Here is a 20,810-nt window from a genome sequence, read left to right on the forward strand (position 1 = left end):
GGGGCATGACACGCCACATGGAGATCCCCTGGTGGCGTGACGCGGTCGTCTACGAGATCTACGTCCGGAGCTTCGCCGACGCCTCTGGAGACGGTGTCGGCGACCTGGCCGGCATCCGCGAGCGCCTGCCCTACCTGCGGCGGCTGGGCGTCGACGCCATCTGGCTGACGCCGTTCTACCCCTCCCCCATGGCCGACGGCGGCTACGACGTGGCCGACTACCGCGGCGTGGACCCGATGTTCGGCTCGCTCGCCGACTTCGACGCGCTGGTGGCGAGCGCGCACGAGCTGGGCCTGCGGGTGATCGTGGACATCGTGCCCAATCACAGCTCGTCGGAGCACCCCTGGTTCCAGGAGGCGCTGCGCGGCGCAGGCCGCGACCGGTACATCTTCCGCGACGAGCCCAACAACTGGCAGTCCACCTTCGGCGGCTCCGCCTGGACGCAGGTCGCCGACGGGCAGTACTACCTGCACCTCTTCGCGCCGGCGCAGCCCGACTTCAACTGGCGCAACCGCGAGGTGCACGAGATGTTCCTCGACGTGCTGCGGTTCTGGCTGGATCGCGGGGTGGACGGGTTCCGCATCGACGTGGCGATGGGCCTGTACAAGGCGGAGGGGCTGCCCGATGTGGACGGCCAGGCGTTCGGCACGGTCTCGCCGATGTGGGGGCGGCCGGAGGTGCACGGCGTCTACCGCGAGTGGCGGCGGCTGCTCGACTCCTACCCGGGCGAGCGGATGGCCGTGGGCGAGGTGTGGACCGACGACCACGAGGACTTGGCCCGCTACGTACGCCCCGACGAGCTGCACCAGAGCTTCAACTTCGCCTGGCTGCGGGCGCCCTGGTCGGCCGAGGCGTTCCGCAAGGTGATCGGCGACACGCTGGCGGCGGTGCCGCACGCGACCTGGGTGCTGTCCAACCACGACGTCGTACGCCACCGCACCCGCTACGAGACCTCCGAGCCCGGCACGGGCCTGGCGCGGGCCAGGGCGGCGCTGCTGGCGATGCTGGCCCTGCCCGGCTCCGCCTACCTCTACCAGGGCGAGGAGCTGGGGCTGCCGGAGGTGACGGACCTGCCGGACGCCGCCAGGCAGGACCCGGTGTTCTTCCAGTCGAAGGGCGAGCAGCCGGGGCGCGACGGGTGCCGGGTGCCGATCCCGTGGACGGTGGATCCGCCCTCGCACGGGTTCTCGCCGGGCGGGGTGGAGCCGTGGCTGCCGCAGCCCGCCTCGTTCGCCGAGCTGAGCGTGGAGAAGCAGGAGGGCGTGGCGGACTCGACGCTGGAGTTCTATCGGCGGGCGCTGGCGCTGCGCCGCGAGCTGGTGGGGGAGATTCCTTACACCTTGGAGTGGCTTGATTCCCCTGAGGGAGCGCTTTTCTTCATCAGGGGGTCGCTGATCTGCGCGATCAACTGCGGCACCGCCCCGGTACGCCTGCCCGAGCACGACGAGGTGCTGCTGCCGAGCGGCCCGCTCAGGCGCGACCTGCTGCCACCGGACACGGCGGTGTGGCTGCGCCGCCGGTCATGATCGCTCGGCCCGCAGCGGGATGACGGGCAGCGAGATCAGCGCGCAGCCCAGCCCGGCGGCGAAGCCCGCCCAAGAGCCGGAGCCCTCGATGAGCAGGCCGAGCAGCGGTGTGGCGGCGAGTGCGACGGTGTTCTGCACGGTGTTGTGCGTGCCGAGCACCCGCCCCGCCCAGCCGGGCCCGGCCAGCTCGCCCGCCGCGAGGTAGGCGAGGCCGTTGCCGGCCACGGTCATCACCGAGGCGAGCGCGAGCATGGCCACGCCGAACGCGGCCCCGGTGAAGCTCCCGGCGACCAGCAGGGCGAGCACGACGAGGTTCCAGAGCGTGATCAGCAGCAGGGGCCGCATGCGCAGTCCGGTGCGGTCCGACCAGCGACCGGCCGCGATGCGTACGGCGGCGCCGGCGATCGCGGCAACCCCGAACAGCCGCCCGGCCGCGACGCCGTCCCAGCCGTAGGAGGTGACCAGGCAGTCCACCCCGTACGTGGTGACGACGATCTGCGGCACCGCGTGAAGGGCGCTGGTGGCGTGCACCCGCCACAGGGCGGGCTGCCGGTACGGCGACCCCGCCGCGGCGGGCCTGCTCTCCGGCGTCGCGTGCGGCGGCTCGGCCAGGAAGAGCCCGGCCAGTACGGCGGCGAGCAGCGCGAGCCCCGAGCAGAGCAGCAGCACGCCGGTCAGGCCGTGAGCGGCGGCCACGGGCGGCAGCACGAAGGCGGCCACGGCCATGCCGAGGGTGTAGGAGACCTGGCGCACGCCCATGGCGACGCCGCGCTCCGGCGGCCGGAACCAGCGCAGCACGATCCGGCCGCCGCCGACCATCGCGGCCGAGCCGCCCGCACCGGCGGCGGCCAGCAGCGCGATGACCGCCCAGGTGCTGGTGGCGAAGGCGGCCCCGGCCAGCGTCACGGCGGCCAGGCCGACGCCGAGGCCGAGCACGAGCCGTTCGCCGTGGCGGTCGGCGAGCGCGCCCCAGGCGACCAGGGCACTCAGAATCCCTATCGCCGGGGCGTTACCGATCAGGCCGCCCACGGGCAGCGAGACACCGAAATGGCGCAGAATTTCGGGCATCACCAGAGGCAGCCCGTACAGCCCTAACGTGACGCTGGCGTGCGCGTTGACGCCCAGCGCCAGCATCCACCACCGTCTCATCGGGCGAGACGGCTCAGACCGCGTAGCGCTTGAGGTAGGCCAGCTCGCTCTCGGTCAGGCGGCGCGGGGCGGCCCGCTCGGCGTCGTAGGCCGCGAGCACCGACTTCGCCGTGACGTAGAGGTCCTCGTCGTCGCGGATCTCGTACTGCAGGGTGAACCGTACCGGGCGGATCTCCGTGACCCAGGTCTCGACGCGTACGGGCGCCGCGCGGAAACCCAGCGGGCGGCGGTAGTCGATCTCGTGGCGGGTCACCACGAGCCCTCCGAAGGGCTCGTGGCCCTCGTTGTACGGGTCGATGCTGAGCATGCCGAACCGCGCGTCCTCCAGGTAGTCGAGGAAGCGCACGTTGTTCACGTGGCCTTGGGAGTCGATATCGCCGAATCTGACCACGCGGGGATAGATGTGCCGTCGTGCCGGGGAAGGTGCAACCACGTCCGCCACCGTACCGGGCGCGCTCAGGTGGCGCGGCGGCGGGCCAGGCAGGTCAGCACGGTCAGCACCGAGACGGCGGCCATCGTGCCGAGCGCCCACCGGTAGCCGGTCACGAGTTGTCCCACGGCCTCCCCCGACAGCAGGCCGAGCGTGCCGGCGAAGACCTGCTGGTGCAGCGCGGCGGGCAGCGGCGCGACGAGGATCGACAGCACCATGCCGGTGCCGACGACGTTACCGGTGTTCTGCAGCATGAGGCGCATCGCGTTGACGATGCCGAGCCTGCTGGACGGCAGGCCGTCGAGGATGGCGGTGTTGTTGGCGGGCAGGAACACGCCGGAGCCGAGCCCGATGAGCACCAGCCCGGCGGCGACGGCCGCGTACGGCATGGTCGTGGACATCACCGCCATCATGACCGCAAGGCCGCAGGTGGTGGTGGCGGCCCCGGCCACGGCCAGGGTGCGGGCGCCGAAGCGGCGCTGCAGGAAGCCGGAGATCACCGAGGCGGTCATGGCGGCGACGGCCAGCGGCAGCACCTTGAGCCCGGCCTGTACGGGGTCATCGCCGCGTACGGCCTGGAAGTAGAGCGCGACGAGGAAGACCATGCCCATGCGCGCGACGGCGTTGAGGAAGGAGGCGAGACTCCCGAAGGCGAACGACGGCTCGCGGAAGAGGCTCATGTCCACCACGGGGTGCGGGGCGCGCCGTTCCCTGAGCACGAACAGCGGCAGCCCCAGCAGGAAGAGCACCGCGCCGCCGAGCACCAGGGGGTGCCCCCAGCCGAGCCTGGTGAACTCCGACAGCGCGAGCAGCAGCCCGCCGAGCGTCAGCAGCACGAGCAGGCTGCCGGGCCCGTCGAGCCCGCCGTCGCGCCGGTCGGGCGCCGTCCTGCGCAGCGTGAGCGAGCCCCACAGCAGGCAGATCAGCCCGATCGGCACGTTGAACCAGAACACCCAGCGCCAGCCCAGGCTCTCGGCGAGCACGCCGCCCAGCGTGGGGCCGATCAGGCCGGCGATGGAGAACGAGGCGACGTACACGCCCATGCCCTCGCCCAGCCGCTCGCGCGGAAAGGCGTCGCTGACCAGCGCGGCGCTGTTGGTGAGCAGCATGGCGGCGCCCGCGGCCTGCACCACCCGCATGGCGACGACCAGCCAGGGGTTCGGGGCGAGCCCGGCGAGCAGGGCGGCGGCCGTGTACGTGGCAAGCCCCAGCAGGTACATCCTGCGCCTGCCGAACAAGTCGGCCAATCTCCCGAATACCACCATGAGGACGGTCGTGGTCAACTGGTAGCCGAGGAGTATCCAGCTCGCCGCCGTAGCGTCGGCGCCGGTCTCCCTCGCGATCTCGGGGAGCGCGACGTTGATCGCGCTGCCGCCGAGCCCGGTCAGGACGCTGGCCAGGCTCACGACCGACAGGGTCCGCCAGGCGTAGCCGAGGGTCGGGGTGGTCGCCGCCAAAGGCCCTTATCCTTTCTAGATTTCAATACTAGAATCTTATTCGCATCGTCAGCCGGTCAAGGATCGAGGTGTCGGATGAGCGGGATAGTCGAGGGCCGCGTGGTGATCGTCACGGGCGCGGCCAGAGGCATCGGCCGGGGGCACGCCCTGGAGTTCGCCAGGCAGGGCGCGAAGGTGGTGGTCAACGACCTCGGAGCGGAGGTGGACGGCACCGGCAGATCGGGGGCGGCTGCCGAGGTGGTGGCGGAGATCGAGGCCATGGGCGGCGAGGCCATCGTCAACGGCGAGGACGTCTCCGACTTCGACGGCGCAGAGCGGCTGATCCGCGCCGCCATCGACCGCTTCGGCACGCTCGACGTGCTGGTCAACAACGCGGGCATCCTGCGCGACCGGATGCTGGTCAACATGACGGCCGAGGAATGGGATGCGGTCATCAGGGTGCACCTGCGCGGCACGTTCGCTCCCCTGCGCCACGCCGCCGCCTACTGGCGCTCGAAGGCGAAGGCGGGCGAGCCGGTGGACGCCCGCGTCATCAACACGACATCGTCCTCCGGCATCTACGGCAACCCAGGACAGGGTAACTACGGCGCCGCGAAGGCCGGCATCGCGGGGCTGACCATCATCGCCGCCAGGGAGCTCGAGCGTTACGGCGTGACGGTCAACGCCATCGCGCCCGCCGCGCTCACCCGCATGACCGAGAACCTGCTGCCGAAGGGCGCCAAGGGCGCCGATCCCGAGGACATCGCGCCGCTGGTCGTCTGGCTGGCCAGCGCGGAGGCACGCGGCATCACCGGGCGGGTGTTCAACGTGCGCGGCGGCGCGATCAGCGTGGCCGAGGGCTGGCACGCCGGCCCCGGCGTGGACAAGGGCAGCCGCTGGGACCCGGCCGAGCTGGGCTCGGTCATCCCCGGCCTGGTCGAGAAGGCCCAGCCCAACGCGCTGACCAACGGCCGCATCCCCGGGCGGGAGGACTGACATGCCACTCGATCACAGCGTCATCGGCGTGGAGAGCGAGCCGTACGAGCGCACGTGGACGGCCAAGGACACCATGCTGTACGCGCTCGGCGTCGGCGCGGGCGTCTCGGAGCTGGAGTTCACCACGGAGAAGGGGCAGCGGGTGCTGCCGACGTTCGCGGTGCTGGCCGCGCAGGCGCCGGGGCGGCGGCTCGGCGGCTTCGACCCGGCCATGCTGGTCCACGCCGAGCAGGGCTTCGAGCTGCACCGCGAGCTGCCGCCCGCGGGCGGCGTGCGGACCACGTCGAAGGTGACCGGCATCTACGACAAGGGCTCGGGCGCGCTGGTGGTCTCCGAGTCCAGAGCCGTCGACCTCGGCACCGGCGAGCTCGTCGTCTCCTCGCGCAGCTCGGTCTTCATCAGGGGCGAGGGCGGCTTCGGCGGCGACCGGGGGCCGCGCGACGCGTGGGCGGCGCCGGACCGGGCGCCCGACCACAAGGTGACGTACGAGACCCGCCCCGAGCAGGCGCTCATCTACCGGCTGTCGGGCGACTACAACCCGCTGCACAGCGATCCCGAGTTCGCCGCGCGGGCCGGGTTCGACCGGCCGATCCTGCACGGGCTGTGCACGTACGGGGTGACCGGACGGGCGCTGCTGCACAGCGTGGCCGGCTCCGACCCGGCCCGGTTCAAGGCCATGTCGGGGCGCTTTTCCGCCCCGGTCTTCCCCGGCGAGTCGCTGACCGTCTCGATCTGGGTGGACGGCACGGACGTGCTGTTCAGGACCGCGAAAGACGACGGGACCGTGGTGATCGACCGGGGCCGCGCGACGATCGTCTAGTCGCCGGTGTGCAGCGCCTTGAGTGGGTCGAGGCGGCGGATGAGCGTCACCGCCGCCTCGATGACCTCCTGCGCCTCCTCCTCGCTGTCGGAGGTGGCGACCTCGCGGGCGGCCTCGCCGATGATGCTGGTCAGCACGGCCACCGTGAACCGGTCGAGCGGGTCGCCGCCCGCGCCCAGCAGCACCGCGTTCTGGCGCACCCACTCGCGCCCGCGGGTGCGGCGGATCAGCTCGAAGCCCGGGGGTCCGTCGCCGTCGATGAAGAGCCTGACCAGGTCGCGCCGCTCCCACGCGCCCGCGAGGTAGGCCCGCGCGCCCGCGATCAGCAGCTCGACCGGGTCGGTGACCCCCTCCTTCTTGGCCTTGGCCACGCTGGCGGCCGACGCCTGCTCGTGGGCCGCCTGGTGGTCCTCGTACAGGGCGAGGAACAGCTCCGTCTTGCCGCCGAAGTGGTGGTAGAGGCTGCCCACGCTGGAGCCGGCGCGCGCGACGACGTCGGAGACGTTGGAGTCGGCGAAGCCGTGCTCGCTGAAGACCTCTCGGGCGGCCTGCAGCATGCTCTTGCGGGTCTGGGCCGAGCGGCTCCACTCCCACGAGGACTTGCGTGCCATGCCGGTAATCGTAGCGCAGTCAATTCTAGAATCCGATTCTTGACACCGGCCCGCGGAGGCTAGAATCTCTTCCTAGAGAACGATTCTAGAAATGCCCAGGGAGGCGGCTGTGGACTTCTCGCTCACCCCCGAGGAACGGCAGATCCGTGACACCGTCAGGTCCTTCATCGAGAAGGAGGTCATGCCGTTGGAGCCGGAGGTTCTGCGCAACGAGCGCGAGGGCCGCCCTGGGCTCTCCCCCGACGTGCTGAAGGAGCTGCGGGCCAAGGCCAGGAAGTCGGGCTTCTGGGGCATCAACACGCCCGAGGAGTACGGCGGCGCCGCGCTCGGTCCCATCATGTCCGCGATCATCGCCATGGAGACCGGCAGGACGTTCGTGCCGTTCTCGTTCGGCGGCAGCGCCGACAACATCCTGTACGCGGGCACCGAAGAGCAGAAGCAGCGCTACCTCATCCCCACCATCGAGGGCGAGCGGCGTTCCTGCTTCGCGATCACCGAGCCGGGGGCGGGATCCGACGCCCGCAACATCCGCACCCGCGCCGTCCGTGACGGCTCGGAGTGGGTGATCAACGGTGAGAAGACGTTCATCACCGGTGGCAACGAGGCCGACTTCGTCATGGTCTTCGCCGTCGCCGAGGGGTACGGCGTCACCTGCTTCCTGGTGGACAGGGACATGGGCTGGAAGTCCGAGCCGATCCCGACCATGGGCCAGTGGGGGCCCGCCTCGCTCGTCTTCGAGGACGTACGGGTGCCCGAGGAGAACATCCTGGGCGAGCTGGGCAAGGGCTTCGACCTGGCCATGCAGTGGATCGGCCAGGGCCGCTACATGATCCCCGCCCGCGCCATCGGCTCGGCCGAGCGCATGCTCCAGATGGCCATCGACTACGCCAAGATCCGCAAGTCGATGGGCCAGCCCATCGCGAACTACCAGGCCATCCAGTGGATGATCGCCGACTCGCAGGTGGAGATCGAGGCCGCCAAGTGGCTGACGCTGTACGCCGCCTGGCGGGTGAGCCAGGGCATGGACGCCCGGCACGCCTCCTCCATCGCCAAGCTCAACGGCGCCGTCATGGCGAACCAGGTCGTGGACCGCGTCCTCCAGATCCACGGCGGCATGGGCTACACCAAGGAGCTGCCGATCGAGCGGTGGTATCGCGAGCTGCGGCTGCTGCGCATCTTCGAGGGCACCGACGAGATCCAGCGGCGTACGATCGCCCGCAACCTCATCAAGGGGCACGTCAGACTCGGCCTCATCGGAGAGTGAGCGGCATGTCCGTCCGCGAGCTGTTCAACCCGCGCTCGATCGCCCTGGTCGGCGCGACGGACAAGTCCGGCTGGTCCATCAGCACGCTGAACAACCTGCGCGCCCATGGCTTCCCCGGGCCCGTGCACCTGGTCAACCCGCGGGGCGGCGTGGTGCACGGCATGCCGGCGCACAAGAGTCTCAGCGACATCGCCGAGCCCGTCGATCTGGCGTACGTGATGGTGCCGACCACGGCCGTGCTCGGCGTGCTGCGCGAAGGCGCCAAGCTGGGCATCGGCTGCTACGTGATCCTCACGGCCGGGTTCGGTGAGGCCGGCGAGGAGGGTACGCGGCTGGAGGCGGAGGTCGCCGGCTTCGCCGCCGAGCACGGGCTGACCGTCCTCGGCCCCAACGGCAACGGCTACATCAACGCCGCCGCCGGCATCACTCCGTACGGGCTGCCGATCCCGCCGCCGCTGCTGCGCGGCGAGGTCGGCGTGGTGCTGCAGAGCGGCGCGCTGGCCAGCTCGGTGCTCTCCTTCGCGCAGGCCCGCAACGTCGGCATCAGCCTGCTCACCTCCATGGGCAACGAGGCCGTCGTCAGCGTCACCGACGTCATCGACTACCTCGTGGACGACCCGGCCACCAGGGTCATCGCGCTGTTCCTGGAGACCGTGCGCAACCCGGCCGAGTTCTCCCGGGTGGCGCGGCGGGCGCTGGAGGCGGGCAAACCGATCGTGGCGCTCAAGATCGGCCGCAGCGCGCTCGCCTCGCACACCGCGCAGGCCCACACCGGCGCGCTCGTGGGCGACGACGACGTCATCGACGCGGCGCTGCGGCAGCTCGGCGTGCTCCGGGTGCGCTCGCTGGAAGACCTCATCATCACCGCGGGGCTGCTCGCCTCCTGCGGGCCGCTGCCGGGGCCGCGCGTCGGCGTCGTGACGCCGTCCGGGGGCGCATCGGAGATCATCGCCGACCGGGCCGAGGACGAGGGTCTTGAGCTGCCGCCGTTCGCACCCGAGACCGTGGAGCGGCTGCGCGAGATCGTGCCGTCGTTCGGCACCGTGCAGAACCCGCTCGACGTCACCGGGTACGTGCTCATCGACCGCACCCTGCTCGGCCGCGCGCTGGAGACGGTCTCCGCCGACCCGAACATCGACCTCGTCATGCTGCTGTCCGAGCCGCCCAAGCTCGCACCGCCCGACCCCGCCCCCGTGCTCGCCCAGTACCGGGCCAGCGCCGAGCGCATCGCCGCCTCCCGGGTGCCGGTCGTGGTGGTGAGCAACGTGCTGACCGACGTCACCGCGTTCGGGCGGCAGGTGCAGCAGGAGACCGGGTTCCCGTACGTGGCGGGCGGCATCGAGCACGGCATGACCGCCATCGGGGCCGCCGTACGGTGGTCGCGCACGCGGGCCAGGCTGCTGTCCCGGCCCGCACCACTCCCCCGCACCGGCGAGACGCGGCGCCCGCGCGGCGCGCACGGGGTGTGGGCCGAGCACCGCGCGGCGGCGCTGCTGGCCGCGTCCGGGCTGCCGGTCGTGCCGTCCGAACTGGCCCGCTCGGAGGCGGAGGCGGTGGCCGCGGCCGAGCGGTTCGGCTACCCCGTCGTGCTCAAGGCCGCCGCCGAAGGGCTCGGGCACAAGAGCGACGTCGGCGGGGTCCGGCTCGGGCTCGGCGACGCGGAGGACGTACGGCGGGCCTACCGCGAGGTGGCCGCCGCCGTGCCGTCGCTCGACGGCGTGCTCGTCCAGCCGCAGCGCGAGGGCGGGGTCGAGCTGCTGGTCGGCGTCGTCCGCGATCCCGCCTGGGGGCTGACGCTGGCCGTGGGGCTCGGCGGGGTCTGGGTCGAGGTGCTGCGCGACACCGCGCTGCGGGTGCTGCCGGTGGACGCCGCCGAGGTGCGCACGGCGCTGACGGAGCTGCGCGGGGCCGCACTGCTGAACGGGGTGCGCGGCGGTCCGGCCGCCGATCTCGACGCGGTGGCCGATGTGGTGGCCAGGATCGCCGACCTCGCCGAGTCGCTGGGGGACGGGCTGGAGTCGTTGGAGATCAATCCGCTGCTGGTCACAGGGTCTCGGGTGGAGGCGCTGGACGCACTGGTGACCTGGCGCTGACCTCTTCTGGCCCGCCGGCCTGGCCCTGATCCCGCATGACACCGGCCATGCCCGCGCGGGCCTTGCGGCCTGGCGGCGGCTCCGCTGTTCAGGGCGGCCTGAGCCCGTGCTCGGGTCGCCTGGAACCGGGCCCGGCAGGAGAGGCGTCCCCTCCCGCCGGGGCCGTCTCATGGCAGGCGGTTGGCCAGGACGAGGGTGGCGGCCGAGGCGAACATGCCGCCGTTGCCCAGCACCACGCTCACCTCCACGCCCGGCACCTGCGCCGCCGCCTCGCCGCGGAGCTGACGCACCGACTCCTGGATGGCGAACATGCCGTACATGCCGGTGTGGGTGTACGACAGTCCGCCGCCGTTGGTGTTCATCGGCAGCCGGCCGCCCGGCGAGGTGTGGCCCTCGGCGATGAACGCCCCGGCCTCGCCGCGCCCGACGAAGCCCAGGTCCTCCAGGCCGTAGATGGGCACGTGGGCGAAGGCGTCGTACACCATGAGGTGATCGACGTCCTCATGGGTGATCTTCGCCTCGGCGAAGGCCGCCTCGCCCGAGAGCCGGAAGCCCTTCGAGGTGGTGAAGTCCTCCATCTGGGAGATCAGCGGCGACTCCGCCGCCTCCCCCGAGCCCAGCAGGTAGACCGGGGAGCGCCGGGCCCGTTCGGGCGTGGTGACGATCAGCGCGCCGCCTCCGTCGGTCACCAGGCAGCACTCCAGCAGGTGGAACGGGTAGGCGACCATGCGCGATGCGAGCACGTCCTCGACCGTGATGAGATCCCGGTACATCGCCCTGGGGTTGAGGTGCGACCAGCGCCGCTGCGCCACCGCGACCTCGGCGAGCTGCTCGTGCGTGAGCCCGGTCTCCTTCATGTAGCGCAGCGCGGTGATCGTGAACGACGTGGTCGGGCCCATCACGCCGTACGGCAGCTCGAACTGGCCGAGCAGCGAGTCCGGCGTGATGCCGAACCGTCCCGCGCCCACCCGCGAGCGCCCCGACTCGCCGTGCGTGATGAGCACGGTGTGGCACATTCCCGCCTTGATCGCGGCGGCGGCGTGCCGGACGTGGAACAGGAACGACGAGCCGCCCACGCCGGTGCCGTCCAGCCAGGCGGGCGTGATGCCGAGCGCGTGGGCGACCTGGATCGGGCCCGGCGTGCCGACCGTGGCGATGCCGTCGATGTCGTGGATGGTCATGCCCGCGTCGGCGAGCGCGTTCCTGGCGGCCTCCAGGTGGAGCTGGAGGGTGGAGTGGCCGGGCAGGCGGCCCACCTCGTCGGTCTCGGCGGCCCCGGCGATCACCACGGTCATCGGGCACCCCCGGCCGGCTCGAACAGCGGCACCGTCACATCGCCGCGCCGCTCGAACACCACCCGCAGCTCCATGTCCAGCTCCAGGTGCTCGGGATCGTTGGGCACGCCCACGATGTTGGTCATCATCCGCACGCCCTCCTCCAGTTCCACGACGGCTATCGCGTACGGGGCCTCGTCCTCGAACCCCGGCGCGGGGCGGTGGTTGATGACGTACGAGTACAAGGTCGCGCGCCCGCTGGCGCGGACCCATTCGACCTGGTCGCCACCGCACCGCGGGCAGCCCGGCCGGGGGTAGAAGTAGTGGCGCTCGCATGCCGTGCAGCGCTGGATCCGCAGCTCGCCCGCGGCCGTCCCGTCCCAGAACGGCTGGGTCTCCGGTGTGGGCTTAGGTGCCGGCTTCATCGGCCTCCCCAATCCTAGTTCTAGAATTCAACTCTAGATCTAAGTTCTACAGCCGCTCAAGAGGCCGGCACACGGGACGGGAAGGCCGGGGACCGCTCAGGGGCTGGGGATGCCGTTGCCGTTCCTGCCGCGACCGGCCAGCACGTCCTCAAGCGTCGGGCGCTCCTCGCCGGGCTCGCGCGGCCCCGGCTTGGCGAGCTGGATGAGCACGCCGTGCGCCTCCTTGGGGTGCAGGAACACCTCCTGCCAGCGCGGATCCGACAGGTTGAGGCCGTGCAGCCGGTAGCCGCGCTCGGTCAGCTTGGCCACCGCCGCATCGATGTCGGAGACGTGGAAGTTCAGGTGGTGGACGCCGCCCCTGCCCCTGGTGAGCTCGAAGAAGCTGTCGAAGAACGTGGATCCGGCCAGCGGCTCCATCAGCTCGACCTTGCCGCCGTTGCCGTACGTGAGCTGCAGCGTCCGATAGCCGGCCCGCAGGTTGTCACCACCGCCGCCCAGGTGACGACCGCCCAGCAGGTCGCGGTAGATCGGCAGCAGGTCCCTGATCCGGGGCGCCGCCACGGCGGTGTGGTCGAAGTGCACGTCGAGGCCGTCCAGTTCCAAGTTCACGCGGGGGCTCCTCGCTCTCGGCAATCCTAGAATTTCATTCTAGCCATGGACGGGCTCTTCACTCTTGACGGAGCCACCTGTGAGAGGCAGCATCGCAGAAATAGATTCTAGAGGCGCCTTCTAGAACTACACGGGGGTCAAGACCCGACCAGAAAGGCTGGCCATGAGGCTGTCCTACGTCCGTGAGCTCGACGAGTACCCGACCGGCGCCCGACGCATGAAGATCCTCGCGATGGCCGTGCTGGCCATCCTCATCGGCTCGTACGAAGGGCAGATCGCGCCCGTCGTCCCGCTTCTCCTCAAAGACCTCGACATGTCGCTGGCCACGTACGGCGCCGTGTCCGGCGGCGCCGCCATCACCGGGGCCATCGCCTCCATCATCGGCGGCCGCCTCACCGACCGGCTGGGCCGGGTCCGGCTGCTCATCCCCCTCATGGCGCTGACGGCGGTGCTCTGCTTCACCATGACCCTCGTGCACACCCCGCGCGACCTGCTGATCGTCAGGGTCGTGCTGGCGTTCGTCGACGGCGTGGCCATGGCCAGCACCGCGCCGCTCATCCGCGACTTCTCACCGCGCCTCGGACGCGCTCAGGCGTTCGGTTTCTGGACGTGGGGTCCCGTCGGCGCCAACTTCCTCGCCGCCGCCATCGCAGGCTGGACGCTGCCCATCTTCAACGACTCCTGGCGCTCCCAGTTCGTCATCATGGGCTGCTTCTCGCTGGTCATCTCGATCGTCATCGCGTTCAACATCGCCGACCTCTCCCCCGAGCTGCGGGCCAGAATCCAGCACACGGAACGCGCCGCCACCCAGGTCGTGGACCTCTCCCAGCCGCCGACCCTGCGCTCGCTGTTCAGCCGCCGCAACATCTGGGCCCACGTCGTCGGCATCTCGCTGTGGCTCGTGCTCTACATCACGCTGTCGCTCTTCGGGCAGACCATGCTGGTCGGCGCACTCGGCATCAGCAGCGCGGAAGCGTCCACGATCATGGCCGCCTTCTGGAGCCTCAACCTCATCACGCTCATCGTCACCGGCCGCCTGTCCGACCGTACGCAGCTGCGCAAGCCGTTCTCGCTCGGCGGCACCATCGCGGCCGTCCTCGTCACCGCGTACCTGGCCTTCTCGCTCGGCCAGGAAAGCGTCTCCACCGGCCTGCTCATGGTCGTCGGCGCGCTGCTCGGCGGCTCGCTCGGCGTCGCGTACGCCCCCTGGATGGCCAACTACTCCGAGGACGCCGAGGACGCCGACCCGCGTCTGCAGGGCACCGCGTGGGGCCTGTTCGGGTTCCTCAGCAAGGGCATCGCGGTGGTCGGGCTGCTCGTCATCCCGCACGTCGTCGAGGCCACCAACTGGCAGACGTGGCTGTTCGTGGCGCTCGGATGCCTCGTCCTGTTCATCCCCGCCATCCTGATGTTCAACGGCCCCTGGCGCCGCCCCGCCCAGCCCGCTCCGGCGGCGGTGGGCATCGGGGAAGCGGAGGCGTGACGTCAGCCGTACGAGCTCGCGGAGCCCGGCTTCACGCCGGGCACCGCACCGAACGCCCAGCCCAGCACTTCACCCCGGGCACCGCACCGAACGCCCAGCCCAGCACTTCACCCCGGGCACCGCACTGAGCGCCCAGCCCCGTACTTCACCCCCGGGCCCCGCGCTTCCCGTCGGGCACCGCGCTGAGCGCCCGGCTTCGCGCTGAGTGCCCGACTCCATGCATGCGCAGGGGCACCGGGACTCGACACGCGATGGTGCCTGCCCAGGTCGGGCCTCTTCCGACCCCGAGCAGCCAGGCCATCAACCGACAGCAGCCGAGGCGTCCCGGGCAGTGCCCGGCGCGCCGGCCGGAACGGACGAGGCAGCATCGGAACGGACGGGGCGGCGGCCTGAGCGTCCGGGGCGGCGGCCAGGACGGCCGGGGCGGCGGCCAGGACGGCCGGGGCGGCGGCCTGAGCGGATGGCGGGCCGATCGACCGCCCTGCACATGCCGGAGATTCGAGCAGGACGGCACCTTCACCCCACCGCAGTACTCCACAGGAGGCCACCGCCGAGAAGCGGGCTGCAGCTCATCACGCCGGATGACGACAGCGCAAGGCGCACCGAAAGCAACACCCGGCCGGACGTCATCGACCGTCACGGACGTCTGCGATCACCTGCAGACGCCCGCCGCTCCCTGCGGGGCCGCCTAAAAGGGCGACACCCCCAAGCCCCCGAGCGCCACCGCAACGTGTGGGCGCCCCCAAAATCCCGCACACGCCACCGCAACGGGTAATCGCCCGCAAATCTCGCACACGCCACCGAACAGACAGACGCCCGCAAACCCGCGAGCGCTACCGCAACAGATAGACGTCCGCGAACCCACGAACGCCGCCAGACCGGATAGACACCCGCAGATCTCGCGCACACCGGCAGGCGGCGCGGACGACCACGGGACGCCTGGAATGCCCGCGGGGGCGACGAACAACACCCGCGGACATCCACGCATGAACGAACTAGTCGCGGTGGAGCTTGCGGTAGGTCACGCGGTGCGGGCGAGCCGCGTCGGGACCCAGCCTCTCGACCTTGTTCTTCTCGTAGTCGGCGAAGTTGCCCTCGAACCAGAACCAGCTCGACCCTTCCTCCCAAGCCAGGATGTGGGTCGCGATGCGGTCGAGGAACCACCGGTCGTGCGAGGTGATCACGGCGCAGCCCGGGAAGTCGAGCAGCGCGTTCTCCAGCGATGACAGGGTCTCGGTGTCGAGGTCGTTGGTGGGCTCGTCGAGCAGCAGCACGTTGCCGCCCTGCTTGAGGGTGAGCGCCAGGTTGAGCCGGTTGCGCTCGCCACCGGACAGCACGCCGGCCTTCTTCTGCTGGTCGGGGCCCTTGAACCCGAACGCCGCGATGTACGCGCGCGACGGCATCTCCACGTTGCCGACCTTGATGTGGTCGAGCCCGTCGGAGACGACCTCCCAAACGTTCTTGCTGGGGTCGATGCCGCCCCGGGCCTGGTCGGCGTACGAGATCTTGACGGTCTCACCGATGGTGATCGAGCCGGAGTCGGGCGTCTCGCTGCCGGTGATCATGCGGAACAGCGTGGTCTTACCGACACCGTTCGGGCCGATGACGCCGACGATGCCGTTACGCGGCAGATCGAACGTCAGGTTCTCCATCAGCAGGCGCTCGCCGAAGCCCTTGGTGAGGTTTTCCGCCTTGATCACCGTGGTGCCCAAGCGCGGGCCCGGCGGGATCTGGATCTCCTCGAAGTCGAGCTTGCGGTACTTCTCCGCCTCGGCGGCCATCTCCTCGTAGCGCTGGAGTCGGGCCTTGCTCTTGGTCTGGCGGGCCTTCGGGTTGGACCGGACCCACTCCAGCTCTTCCTCCAGGCGCTTCTTGCGCTTGGCGTCCTTCTGCCCCTCGACCTTGAGACGCTGGGCCTTCATGTCGAGGTACGTGGAGTAGTTGCCCTCGTAGGGGTAGCAACGACCCCGGTCGAGCTCCAGGATCCAGTTGGCGACGTTGTCGAGGAAGTAGCGGTCGTGGGTGACCGCCAGGACGGTGCCGGGGTACTTCTCCAGGTGCGACTCGAGCCACTGGACGCTCTCGGCGTCGAGGTGGTTGGTGGGCTCGTCGAGCAGCAGCAGGTCGGGCGCCTCAAGCAGCAGCTTGCACAGCGCGACCCGGCGGCGCTCACCACCGGACAGCTTCGTCACGTCGGCGTCGGGCGGCGGGCAGCGCAGCGCGTCCATCGCCTGCTCAAGCTGGCTGTCGAGGTCCCACGCGTTGCGGTGCTCAAGCTGCTCCTGCAGCTTGCCCATCTCCTCGAGGAGCTCGTCGCTGTAGTCGGTGGCCATCTGCTCGGCGATCTCGTTGTAGCGCTGGAGCATCGCCATCGTCTCGGCGACACCCTCCTGCACGTTGCCGAGGACGGTCTTCTCCTCGTTGAGCGGCGGCTCCTGCTGAAGCATGCCGACCGTGAAGCCCGGCATCAGCTTGGCCTCACCGTTGGACGGCTGCTCCAGGCCGGCCATCATCCGGAGCAGCGTCGACTTCCCGGTGCCGTTCGGCCCCAAAACGCCGATCTTGGCTCCGGGCAGGAACGACAGCGTGACGTCGTCAAGGACAACCTTGTCGCCGTGCGCCTTGCGCACGCGCTGCAGCGTGTAGATGTACTCCGGCATGCCATCTAGCTTAGGGGCTCTCAACCCGGGCTTCCGCCGCTCCTCAGCCCCGCCCGCCCCGGCTCTCGCCTCACGACGCGCCCACCGGCCGCCGACGTGCACGAACACACGTCGTAACGCCGTACGAGAACACCCAGCCGCAAGGATCCGCTACGTCAGCGCCCGCCGTCCACTGCCCCCGGGCGCATGAAACGGCGCTTGCGTACCCGCAGCCCGTTCCCAGCGCGGCTCGGACCGGAAGCTCACGGGCTCTGACCAGGGCGTGGGAGGTGACGCCACCGCATCAGGCGCTACGGGGTTGTGCCAGCGGCCGGTGACCGGCAGCCCAGTCCCTTGACAGCGCTGACACAACCCACGACGACGGTGCAGACGAGCTGGACGAGAAGGACGGACGACCTGGAAGACCAACGAGCGGAAGGCGAACGAGACGTAACAGGAGGGAGCGGAGGAAGAGCGAGAGGCCGGCGAACAGGTCGGCCGGCGAGGCAGATCAACTGACGGACAGGTCAGCCAGCGGACACATCAGCCGGCGGACAGGCCAGCCGGCGGACACATCAGCCGGCGGACAGGCCAGCCGGTGAACGAATCAAGAGGTCGGGTCCGGATCAGGATCGGGATCGGGATCGGGATCGGGATCGATGTCGGAGCCAGGGCCGGATTCGGGATCCTGCGAGGCGGCGTCGCCGGGGATCGCGCGGGGCGGCGTGGACTGGGAAGGCGGAGCCTGCGGGGGCACGGACTGGGGAAGCAGGCTCTGCGGAGGCACGGACTGGGGAAGCAGGCCCTGCGGAGGCACGGACTGGGGAAGCAGGCCCTGCGGAGGCACGGACTGGGGAAGCAGGCCCTGCGGAGGCACGGACTGGGGAGGCAGGCCCTGCGGAGGCACGGACTGGGGAGATGGAGCCTGCGAAGGCAGGGACTGAAGAGGCGGAACCTGCGGAGGAAGCGCGCACTGCGAAGAAGCAGCCTGCGAAGGCACAGACCCAAGAGACGGAACCTGCGAAGAAGGCGCGCACTGCGAAGAAGCAGCCTGCGAAGGCAGGGACTGAAGAGGCGGAACCTGCGGAGGAAGCGGGGACTGGGGGGATGGAGCCTGCGAAGGCGGGGACTGCTGTACGGCGGGGATGCAGACGCGGTCGCGTCCCAGCTCCTTGGCCCGGTAGAGCGCCAGGTCGGCGGCCGCGAGGAGGTCGATCAGGTCGTCACCGTGGATGCTCAGCAACGCCACGCCCGTCGAGACCGTGACCTTGACCAGCGTGTCCTCGACGGGGACGGCCATGTGGCTGATGTGCACGCGCAGGCGTTCGGCGACGCGGCGGGCCTCGTCGATGTCGGCGCCCGGCAGCAGGACCACGAACTCCTCCCCGCCGAACCGGCCCACCACGTCGTAGTCCCGCAACTGGCTGCGCAGCGTGGACGCCACCCCGACCAGCACCTGATCGCCGACGAGGTGGCCGTGCGCGTCGTTGACGCGCTTGAAGTGGTCGATGTCGATGATGAGGAGCGCCAGTGACTCGCCGGTGCGCCGCGCCCGCACGATCTCGGTGTCGGCCTCGCGCTGCCAGGCGGCCGCGTTGAGCAGCCCGGTCTTGGCGTCCGTACGGGCGGCCGCCTGAAGCTGCGCATGCAGCAGGCTGCGCTGCAACAGCACCACGGGCGGGAGCGTGAACAGCAGCAGGGCCGGGTTGAGACCGCAGGCGATCGCGACCAAGATGCCCAAGCAGAGCTCGACGACGTCCAGCAGCACGCTCTCCCGGTCCCACAGCACTTCGCGCCAGCTCATGTCGGGATCGGCGGTGTGGGCGGCGATGGCGATGAGACCGGTGTTGAGCAGCGAGAAGAGCGCGGCGGCGGCCACCGCGAACATGAGCGGGCCCCCGCTCCCCCGCGCCAGCACCATCGGGTCGGGGACGAACCAGTGGAACATCAGGGACGCCGTGCACCCGGCGATCCCGATGGCGGCCGAGCTGAAGACCCGGCGGTAGAGGACGGTGGCGCGTACGCGTACCTGCAGCAGGATCTGCAGCACGATGGGGGCGAAGAGCGCGTACAACGGCGGCAGGAGCAACGCCACCGGCAGCCACCAGGCCGACAGCAAATCACGCGACACCCCGGCGGGCATGCCGAGCCGCCGGGTCGCCTCGATGCAGACGGCACCGCACGCCATGAGGGCGGCGAACGTCAGCACGTCCCGCCAGTGGAAGGCGGTGGACGCCGAGAGCAGGATGATCGCGACGAGATCCAGAGTGACGATCGCGCACAGGTAACCGACCAGGGGGCGGCGTTGCCCTAGCAACGGCCAGCGATCGGCCATTGTTGACACACCGTCGCGAGGTTTGATCGAGGCGTGACTGGTCACCGCCATCTCGTCTCCTCTCTGACTAACGATGTGTAACACAATAATTGCGGAGTGTGCGATGTGCGATGGGAACCGATACGTTTGGCAATGACCACACCTGCTCACATCGTGAGCGGGCCATGACGGACAGCCGTGTCGGAAAGGAGCGACCATGGAGCGGGGCGTGACCTGGACATGACAGGCGCCCAAGCCCACTAAGGCGGGTGCCACACCCACTGGCCGTCCCTCGGGGGCGTTCACGAAGCTCCGGCCGGTGCCCCCTCCCCCTCCCACACCTCCTGCTCCAGCCAGAACTCACCCTCACCCGCAGAACTCGTCCGCACCCCGCGGCCTGCGGCTCCGTCGCAATCCCCCTACTACCTGGGCCTCCCCTCGTCATCCTCTCCGGCCGACCCGGTTCCTGTTTCTCCGTCATTCTTTGTCGGCTCCGCTTCTTCTCCCTCCTTCGCACCTGCGACCTCCATCGGGTGAGGTGTTGATGGGATGCGGCCTTCGTTGAGGGCGGCGCGATCACTGGGTGGGGTGGCGGCCCAGGATCACGCCGCCGGAGGGGTAAGCGGAGGGGAGTCATGACGCGCCGGCCGGGGGTGCGAACTTCCGAATGCCAGTACGTTGCGACTTCCGGAAGCCGTTACGGTGCGACTCCTCCGCGCGGTTACGCCGCTGCTCGCTCTTCTGGCGCCGGGCGTTCCTTCTTCGCCGTGTCGGTGTCGCTCGTGTCGGTGGCGCTCAGGATTCGGACCCTGTCATTGTTCCGGCCCAGCGTGCGGACGACCTTGCCCTTTTCGGCCCGGGCCTCCGAGGTGGGTGGGTGTGCCTGGTCGGTGTCTGCAGTGATGGTCTCGTCGTCGCCGGGGCGCGGAGCGGCCGGGGTTGCCGAAGCGGTCGGGCGGGCAGGGCTGTGGCTCATGGCCCAGTCGCGGGTTTCCTCATCGAGCTTGTCGCGCATCTCCTTGCTCAGCGAGCCGATGCCGCCGCGTTCGGGCTTGGTGAACACGCCCGTGCCCCAGCGCAGGTCGTGGCCGACGGCGCTGGCCTCGATCTCGGGCATGAAGCGGCGGTCTCCCTCGGTGCCGAACTCGCGGATGCGGAGCTTGCCCGACACCACCACCGGCTGGCCCGAACGTACGGAGGCCGCGACGTTCTCCCCGAGCGCGCGCCAGCAGCGGACCGTGAAGCAGACCTTCTCGCCGTCCGTCCATTGGCCGGTCTTCCTGTCGAAGTAGCGATGTGCGGTGAGGACCTTCAGAGAGGTGACCTTGGTGCCGTCGTCGAAGCTGTACTGCCTGGGCTCTGCTGCGACGTTTCCGGTGAGCGTGATGTAGATGTCGTTCATGCGATGCCTCCCATGCGGCGGGCCGACTGCCCGCGACCTGGGCAGTAGGGTGCCGTGGAAGGGCAGGGGCCGAAGGCTCCGAACGGGGTTCTGTGGATGGGGAGGCAGGCGCGGTTACGCCTGTGGATAGCAGTTCCGCCCGTCGATACCTGTCGATACCTGTCGATAAGGGCGCGCGGGTCGAAGTGCCGGCGATACGGCGGGGGTCAAGAGACGCTTCTGGGGGCGGATAGGCGGCCCTGATGTGCCCGTGTCCGGGCGGGCCGTCTCTCTCAGAACCGGCCGTAGCGGGGTGGGCGCGGCGACCGCCGGCCAAGAAGTGCCCGTATCCAGGCGGGC

General features: G+C 70.4%; 16 protein-coding genes. 6 read left to right on the forward strand and 10 right to left on the reverse strand.

Annotated features, from left to right (window positions below):
* The first annotated feature begins 17 nt into the window (after positions 1-17).
* Positions 18-1,526, forward strand: a complete 1,509-nt coding sequence (locus AB0K67_RS12960) for a glycoside hydrolase family 13 protein (protein ID WP_364059536.1) — start codon at positions 18-20, stop codon at positions 1,524-1,526.
* On the opposite strand, the gene AB0K67_RS12965 is transcribed toward AB0K67_RS12960, so the two are convergent.
* The 3 genes from AB0K67_RS12965 to AB0K67_RS12975 are packed head-to-tail and all read right to left on the reverse strand — an operon-like array spanning position 1,521 to position 4,562.
* On the reverse strand, positions 1,521-2,675 hold the full coding sequence (locus tag AB0K67_RS12965) for an MFS transporter (protein ID WP_364057806.1): 1,155 nt from the start codon (positions 2,673-2,675) through the stop codon (positions 1,521-1,523). The genes AB0K67_RS12960 and AB0K67_RS12965 overlap by 6 nt on opposite strands.
* A gap of 13 nt (positions 2,676-2,688) precedes the next feature.
* Entirely contained in the window at positions 2,689-3,108 is a 420-nt protein-coding gene (locus AB0K67_RS12970; RefSeq protein WP_364057809.1) for a thioesterase family protein, read from the reverse strand.
* A 23-nt stretch (positions 3,109-3,131) separates the two neighbouring features.
* Entirely contained in the window at positions 3,132-4,562 is a 1,431-nt protein-coding gene (locus tag AB0K67_RS12975) for an MFS transporter (protein ID WP_364057812.1), read from the reverse strand.
* Between the two features lie 75 nt (positions 4,563-4,637).
* On the opposite strand from AB0K67_RS12975, the gene AB0K67_RS12980 reads away from it, so the two are divergent.
* Both AB0K67_RS12980 and AB0K67_RS12985 read left to right on the forward strand, forming a co-directional pair.
* Positions 4,638-5,537, forward strand: coding sequence for an SDR family oxidoreductase (locus tag AB0K67_RS12980; RefSeq protein ID WP_364057815.1), 900 nt, complete (start codon positions 4,638-4,640; stop codon positions 5,535-5,537).
* A gap of 1 nt (position 5,538) precedes the next feature.
* Positions 5,539-6,357, forward strand: coding sequence for a MaoC/PaaZ C-terminal domain-containing protein (locus AB0K67_RS12985; protein ID WP_364057818.1), 819 nt, complete (start codon positions 5,539-5,541; stop codon positions 6,355-6,357).
* On the opposite strand, the gene AB0K67_RS12990 is transcribed toward AB0K67_RS12985, so the two are convergent.
* Positions 6,354-6,968 (reverse strand): TetR/AcrR family transcriptional regulator, encoded by a 615-nt coding sequence (locus AB0K67_RS12990; RefSeq protein WP_364057821.1) that lies wholly within the window; start codon positions 6,966-6,968, stop codon positions 6,354-6,356. The genes AB0K67_RS12985 and AB0K67_RS12990 overlap by 4 nt on opposite strands.
* Before the next feature lie 91 nt (positions 6,969-7,059).
* Here AB0K67_RS12990 and AB0K67_RS12995 point away from each other — a divergent pair, with 91 nt between their 5' ends.
* Entirely contained in the window at positions 7,060-8,232 is a 1,173-nt protein-coding gene (locus tag AB0K67_RS12995) for an acyl-CoA dehydrogenase family protein (protein ID WP_364057824.1), read from the forward strand.
* Positions 8,233-8,237: 5 nt separating this feature from the next.
* Positions 8,238-10,325, forward strand: coding sequence for an acetate--CoA ligase family protein (locus AB0K67_RS13000; protein ID WP_364057827.1), 2,088 nt, complete (start codon positions 8,238-8,240; stop codon positions 10,323-10,325).
* A gap of 167 nt (positions 10,326-10,492) precedes the next feature.
* Here AB0K67_RS13000 and AB0K67_RS13005 read toward each other — a convergent pair whose 3' ends face one another.
* The 3 genes from AB0K67_RS13005 to AB0K67_RS13015 all read right to left on the reverse strand — a co-directional run bounded on the left by AB0K67_RS13005 (position 10,493) and on the right by AB0K67_RS13015 (position 12,633).
* Positions 10,493-11,620: a thiolase gene (locus tag AB0K67_RS13005; protein ID WP_364057830.1), complete on the reverse strand. Its 1,128-nt coding sequence runs from the start codon at positions 11,618-11,620 to the stop codon at positions 10,493-10,495.
* Positions 11,617-12,024: a Zn-ribbon domain-containing OB-fold protein gene (locus AB0K67_RS13010; protein WP_364057833.1), complete on the reverse strand. Its 408-nt coding sequence runs from the start codon at positions 12,022-12,024 to the stop codon at positions 11,617-11,619. The genes AB0K67_RS13005 and AB0K67_RS13010 overlap by 4 nt, the downstream gene beginning before the upstream one ends.
* 96 nt (positions 12,025-12,120) lie before the next feature.
* Positions 12,121-12,633 (reverse strand): VOC family protein, encoded by a 513-nt coding sequence (locus AB0K67_RS13015; protein WP_364057836.1) that lies wholly within the window; start codon positions 12,631-12,633, stop codon positions 12,121-12,123.
* Positions 12,634-12,796: 163 nt separating this feature from the next.
* Between AB0K67_RS13015 and AB0K67_RS13020 the strand changes: the two genes are divergently transcribed.
* Complete coding sequence (locus AB0K67_RS13020) at positions 12,797-14,116, forward strand: MFS transporter (protein ID WP_364057839.1); 1,320 nt, start codon at positions 12,797-12,799, stop codon at positions 14,114-14,116.
* A gap of 995 nt (positions 14,117-15,111) precedes the next feature.
* Here the strand turns inward: AB0K67_RS13020 and ettA are convergent.
* From ettA to AB0K67_RS13035, 3 genes are all read right to left on the reverse strand, one after another.
* The gene (gene ettA, locus AB0K67_RS13025) at positions 15,112-16,776 is read right to left on the reverse strand and encodes an energy-dependent translational throttle protein EttA (protein ID WP_364057843.1); all 1,665 of its coding nucleotides are present in this window, start codon (positions 16,774-16,776) and stop codon (positions 15,112-15,114) included.
* A gap of 586 nt (positions 16,777-17,362) precedes the next feature.
* Positions 17,363-19,090: a diguanylate cyclase gene (locus AB0K67_RS13030; RefSeq protein ID WP_364057846.1), complete on the reverse strand. Its 1,728-nt coding sequence runs from the start codon at positions 19,088-19,090 to the stop codon at positions 17,363-17,365.
* 700 nt (positions 19,091-19,790) lie between these two features.
* Positions 19,791-20,471: a single-stranded DNA-binding protein gene (locus AB0K67_RS13035; protein ID WP_364057849.1), complete on the reverse strand. Its 681-nt coding sequence runs from the start codon at positions 20,469-20,471 to the stop codon at positions 19,791-19,793.
* Positions 20,472-20,810 lie beyond the last annotated feature (339 nt).

This window comes from Nonomuraea sp. NPDC052634 (assembly GCF_040678535.1).
GTDB lineage: Bacteria > Actinomycetota > Actinomycetes > Streptosporangiales > Streptosporangiaceae > Nonomuraea > Nonomuraea fastidiosa.

Excerpts from the sequence above, each read along its gene's own strand:
- AB0K67_RS12960 (WP_364059536.1), top strand. The coding sequence starts at position 18 with ATGGAGATCCCCTGGTGGCGTGACGCGGTCGTCTACGAGATCTACGTC.
- AB0K67_RS12965 (WP_364057806.1), bottom strand. The coding sequence starts at position 2,675 with ATGAGACGGTGGTGGATGCTGGCGCTGGGCGTCAACGCGCACGCCAGC.
- AB0K67_RS12980 (WP_364057815.1), top strand. The coding sequence starts at position 4,638 with ATGAGCGGGATAGTCGAGGGCCGCGTGGTGATCGTCACGGGCGCGGCC.
- AB0K67_RS12985 (WP_364057818.1), top strand. The coding sequence starts at position 5,539 with ATGCCACTCGATCACAGCGTCATCGGCGTGGAGAGCGAGCCGTACGAG.
- AB0K67_RS12990 (WP_364057821.1), bottom strand. The coding sequence starts at position 6,968 with ATGGCACGCAAGTCCTCGTGGGAGTGGAGCCGCTCGGCCCAGACCCGC.
- AB0K67_RS12995 (WP_364057824.1), top strand. The coding sequence starts at position 7,060 with ATGCCCAGGGAGGCGGCTGTGGACTTCTCGCTCACCCCCGAGGAACGG.
- AB0K67_RS13000 (WP_364057827.1), top strand. The coding sequence starts at position 8,238 with ATGTCCGTCCGCGAGCTGTTCAACCCGCGCTCGATCGCCCTGGTCGGC.
- AB0K67_RS13005 (WP_364057830.1), bottom strand. The coding sequence starts at position 11,620 with ATGACCGTGGTGATCGCCGGGGCCGCCGAGACCGACGAGGTGGGCCGC.
- AB0K67_RS13010 (WP_364057833.1), bottom strand. The coding sequence starts at position 12,024 with ATGAAGCCGGCACCTAAGCCCACACCGGAGACCCAGCCGTTCTGGGAC.
- AB0K67_RS13020 (WP_364057839.1), top strand. The coding sequence starts at position 12,797 with ATGAGGCTGTCCTACGTCCGTGAGCTCGACGAGTACCCGACCGGCGCC.
- ettA (WP_364057843.1), bottom strand. The coding sequence starts at position 16,776 with ATGCCGGAGTACATCTACACGCTGCAGCGCGTGCGCAAGGCGCACGGC.
- AB0K67_RS13030 (WP_364057846.1), bottom strand. The coding sequence starts at position 19,090 with ATGGCCGATCGCTGGCCGTTGCTAGGGCAACGCCGCCCCCTGGTCGGT.
- AB0K67_RS13035 (WP_364057849.1), bottom strand. The coding sequence starts at position 20,471 with ATGAACGACATCTACATCACGCTCACCGGAAACGTCGCAGCAGAGCCC.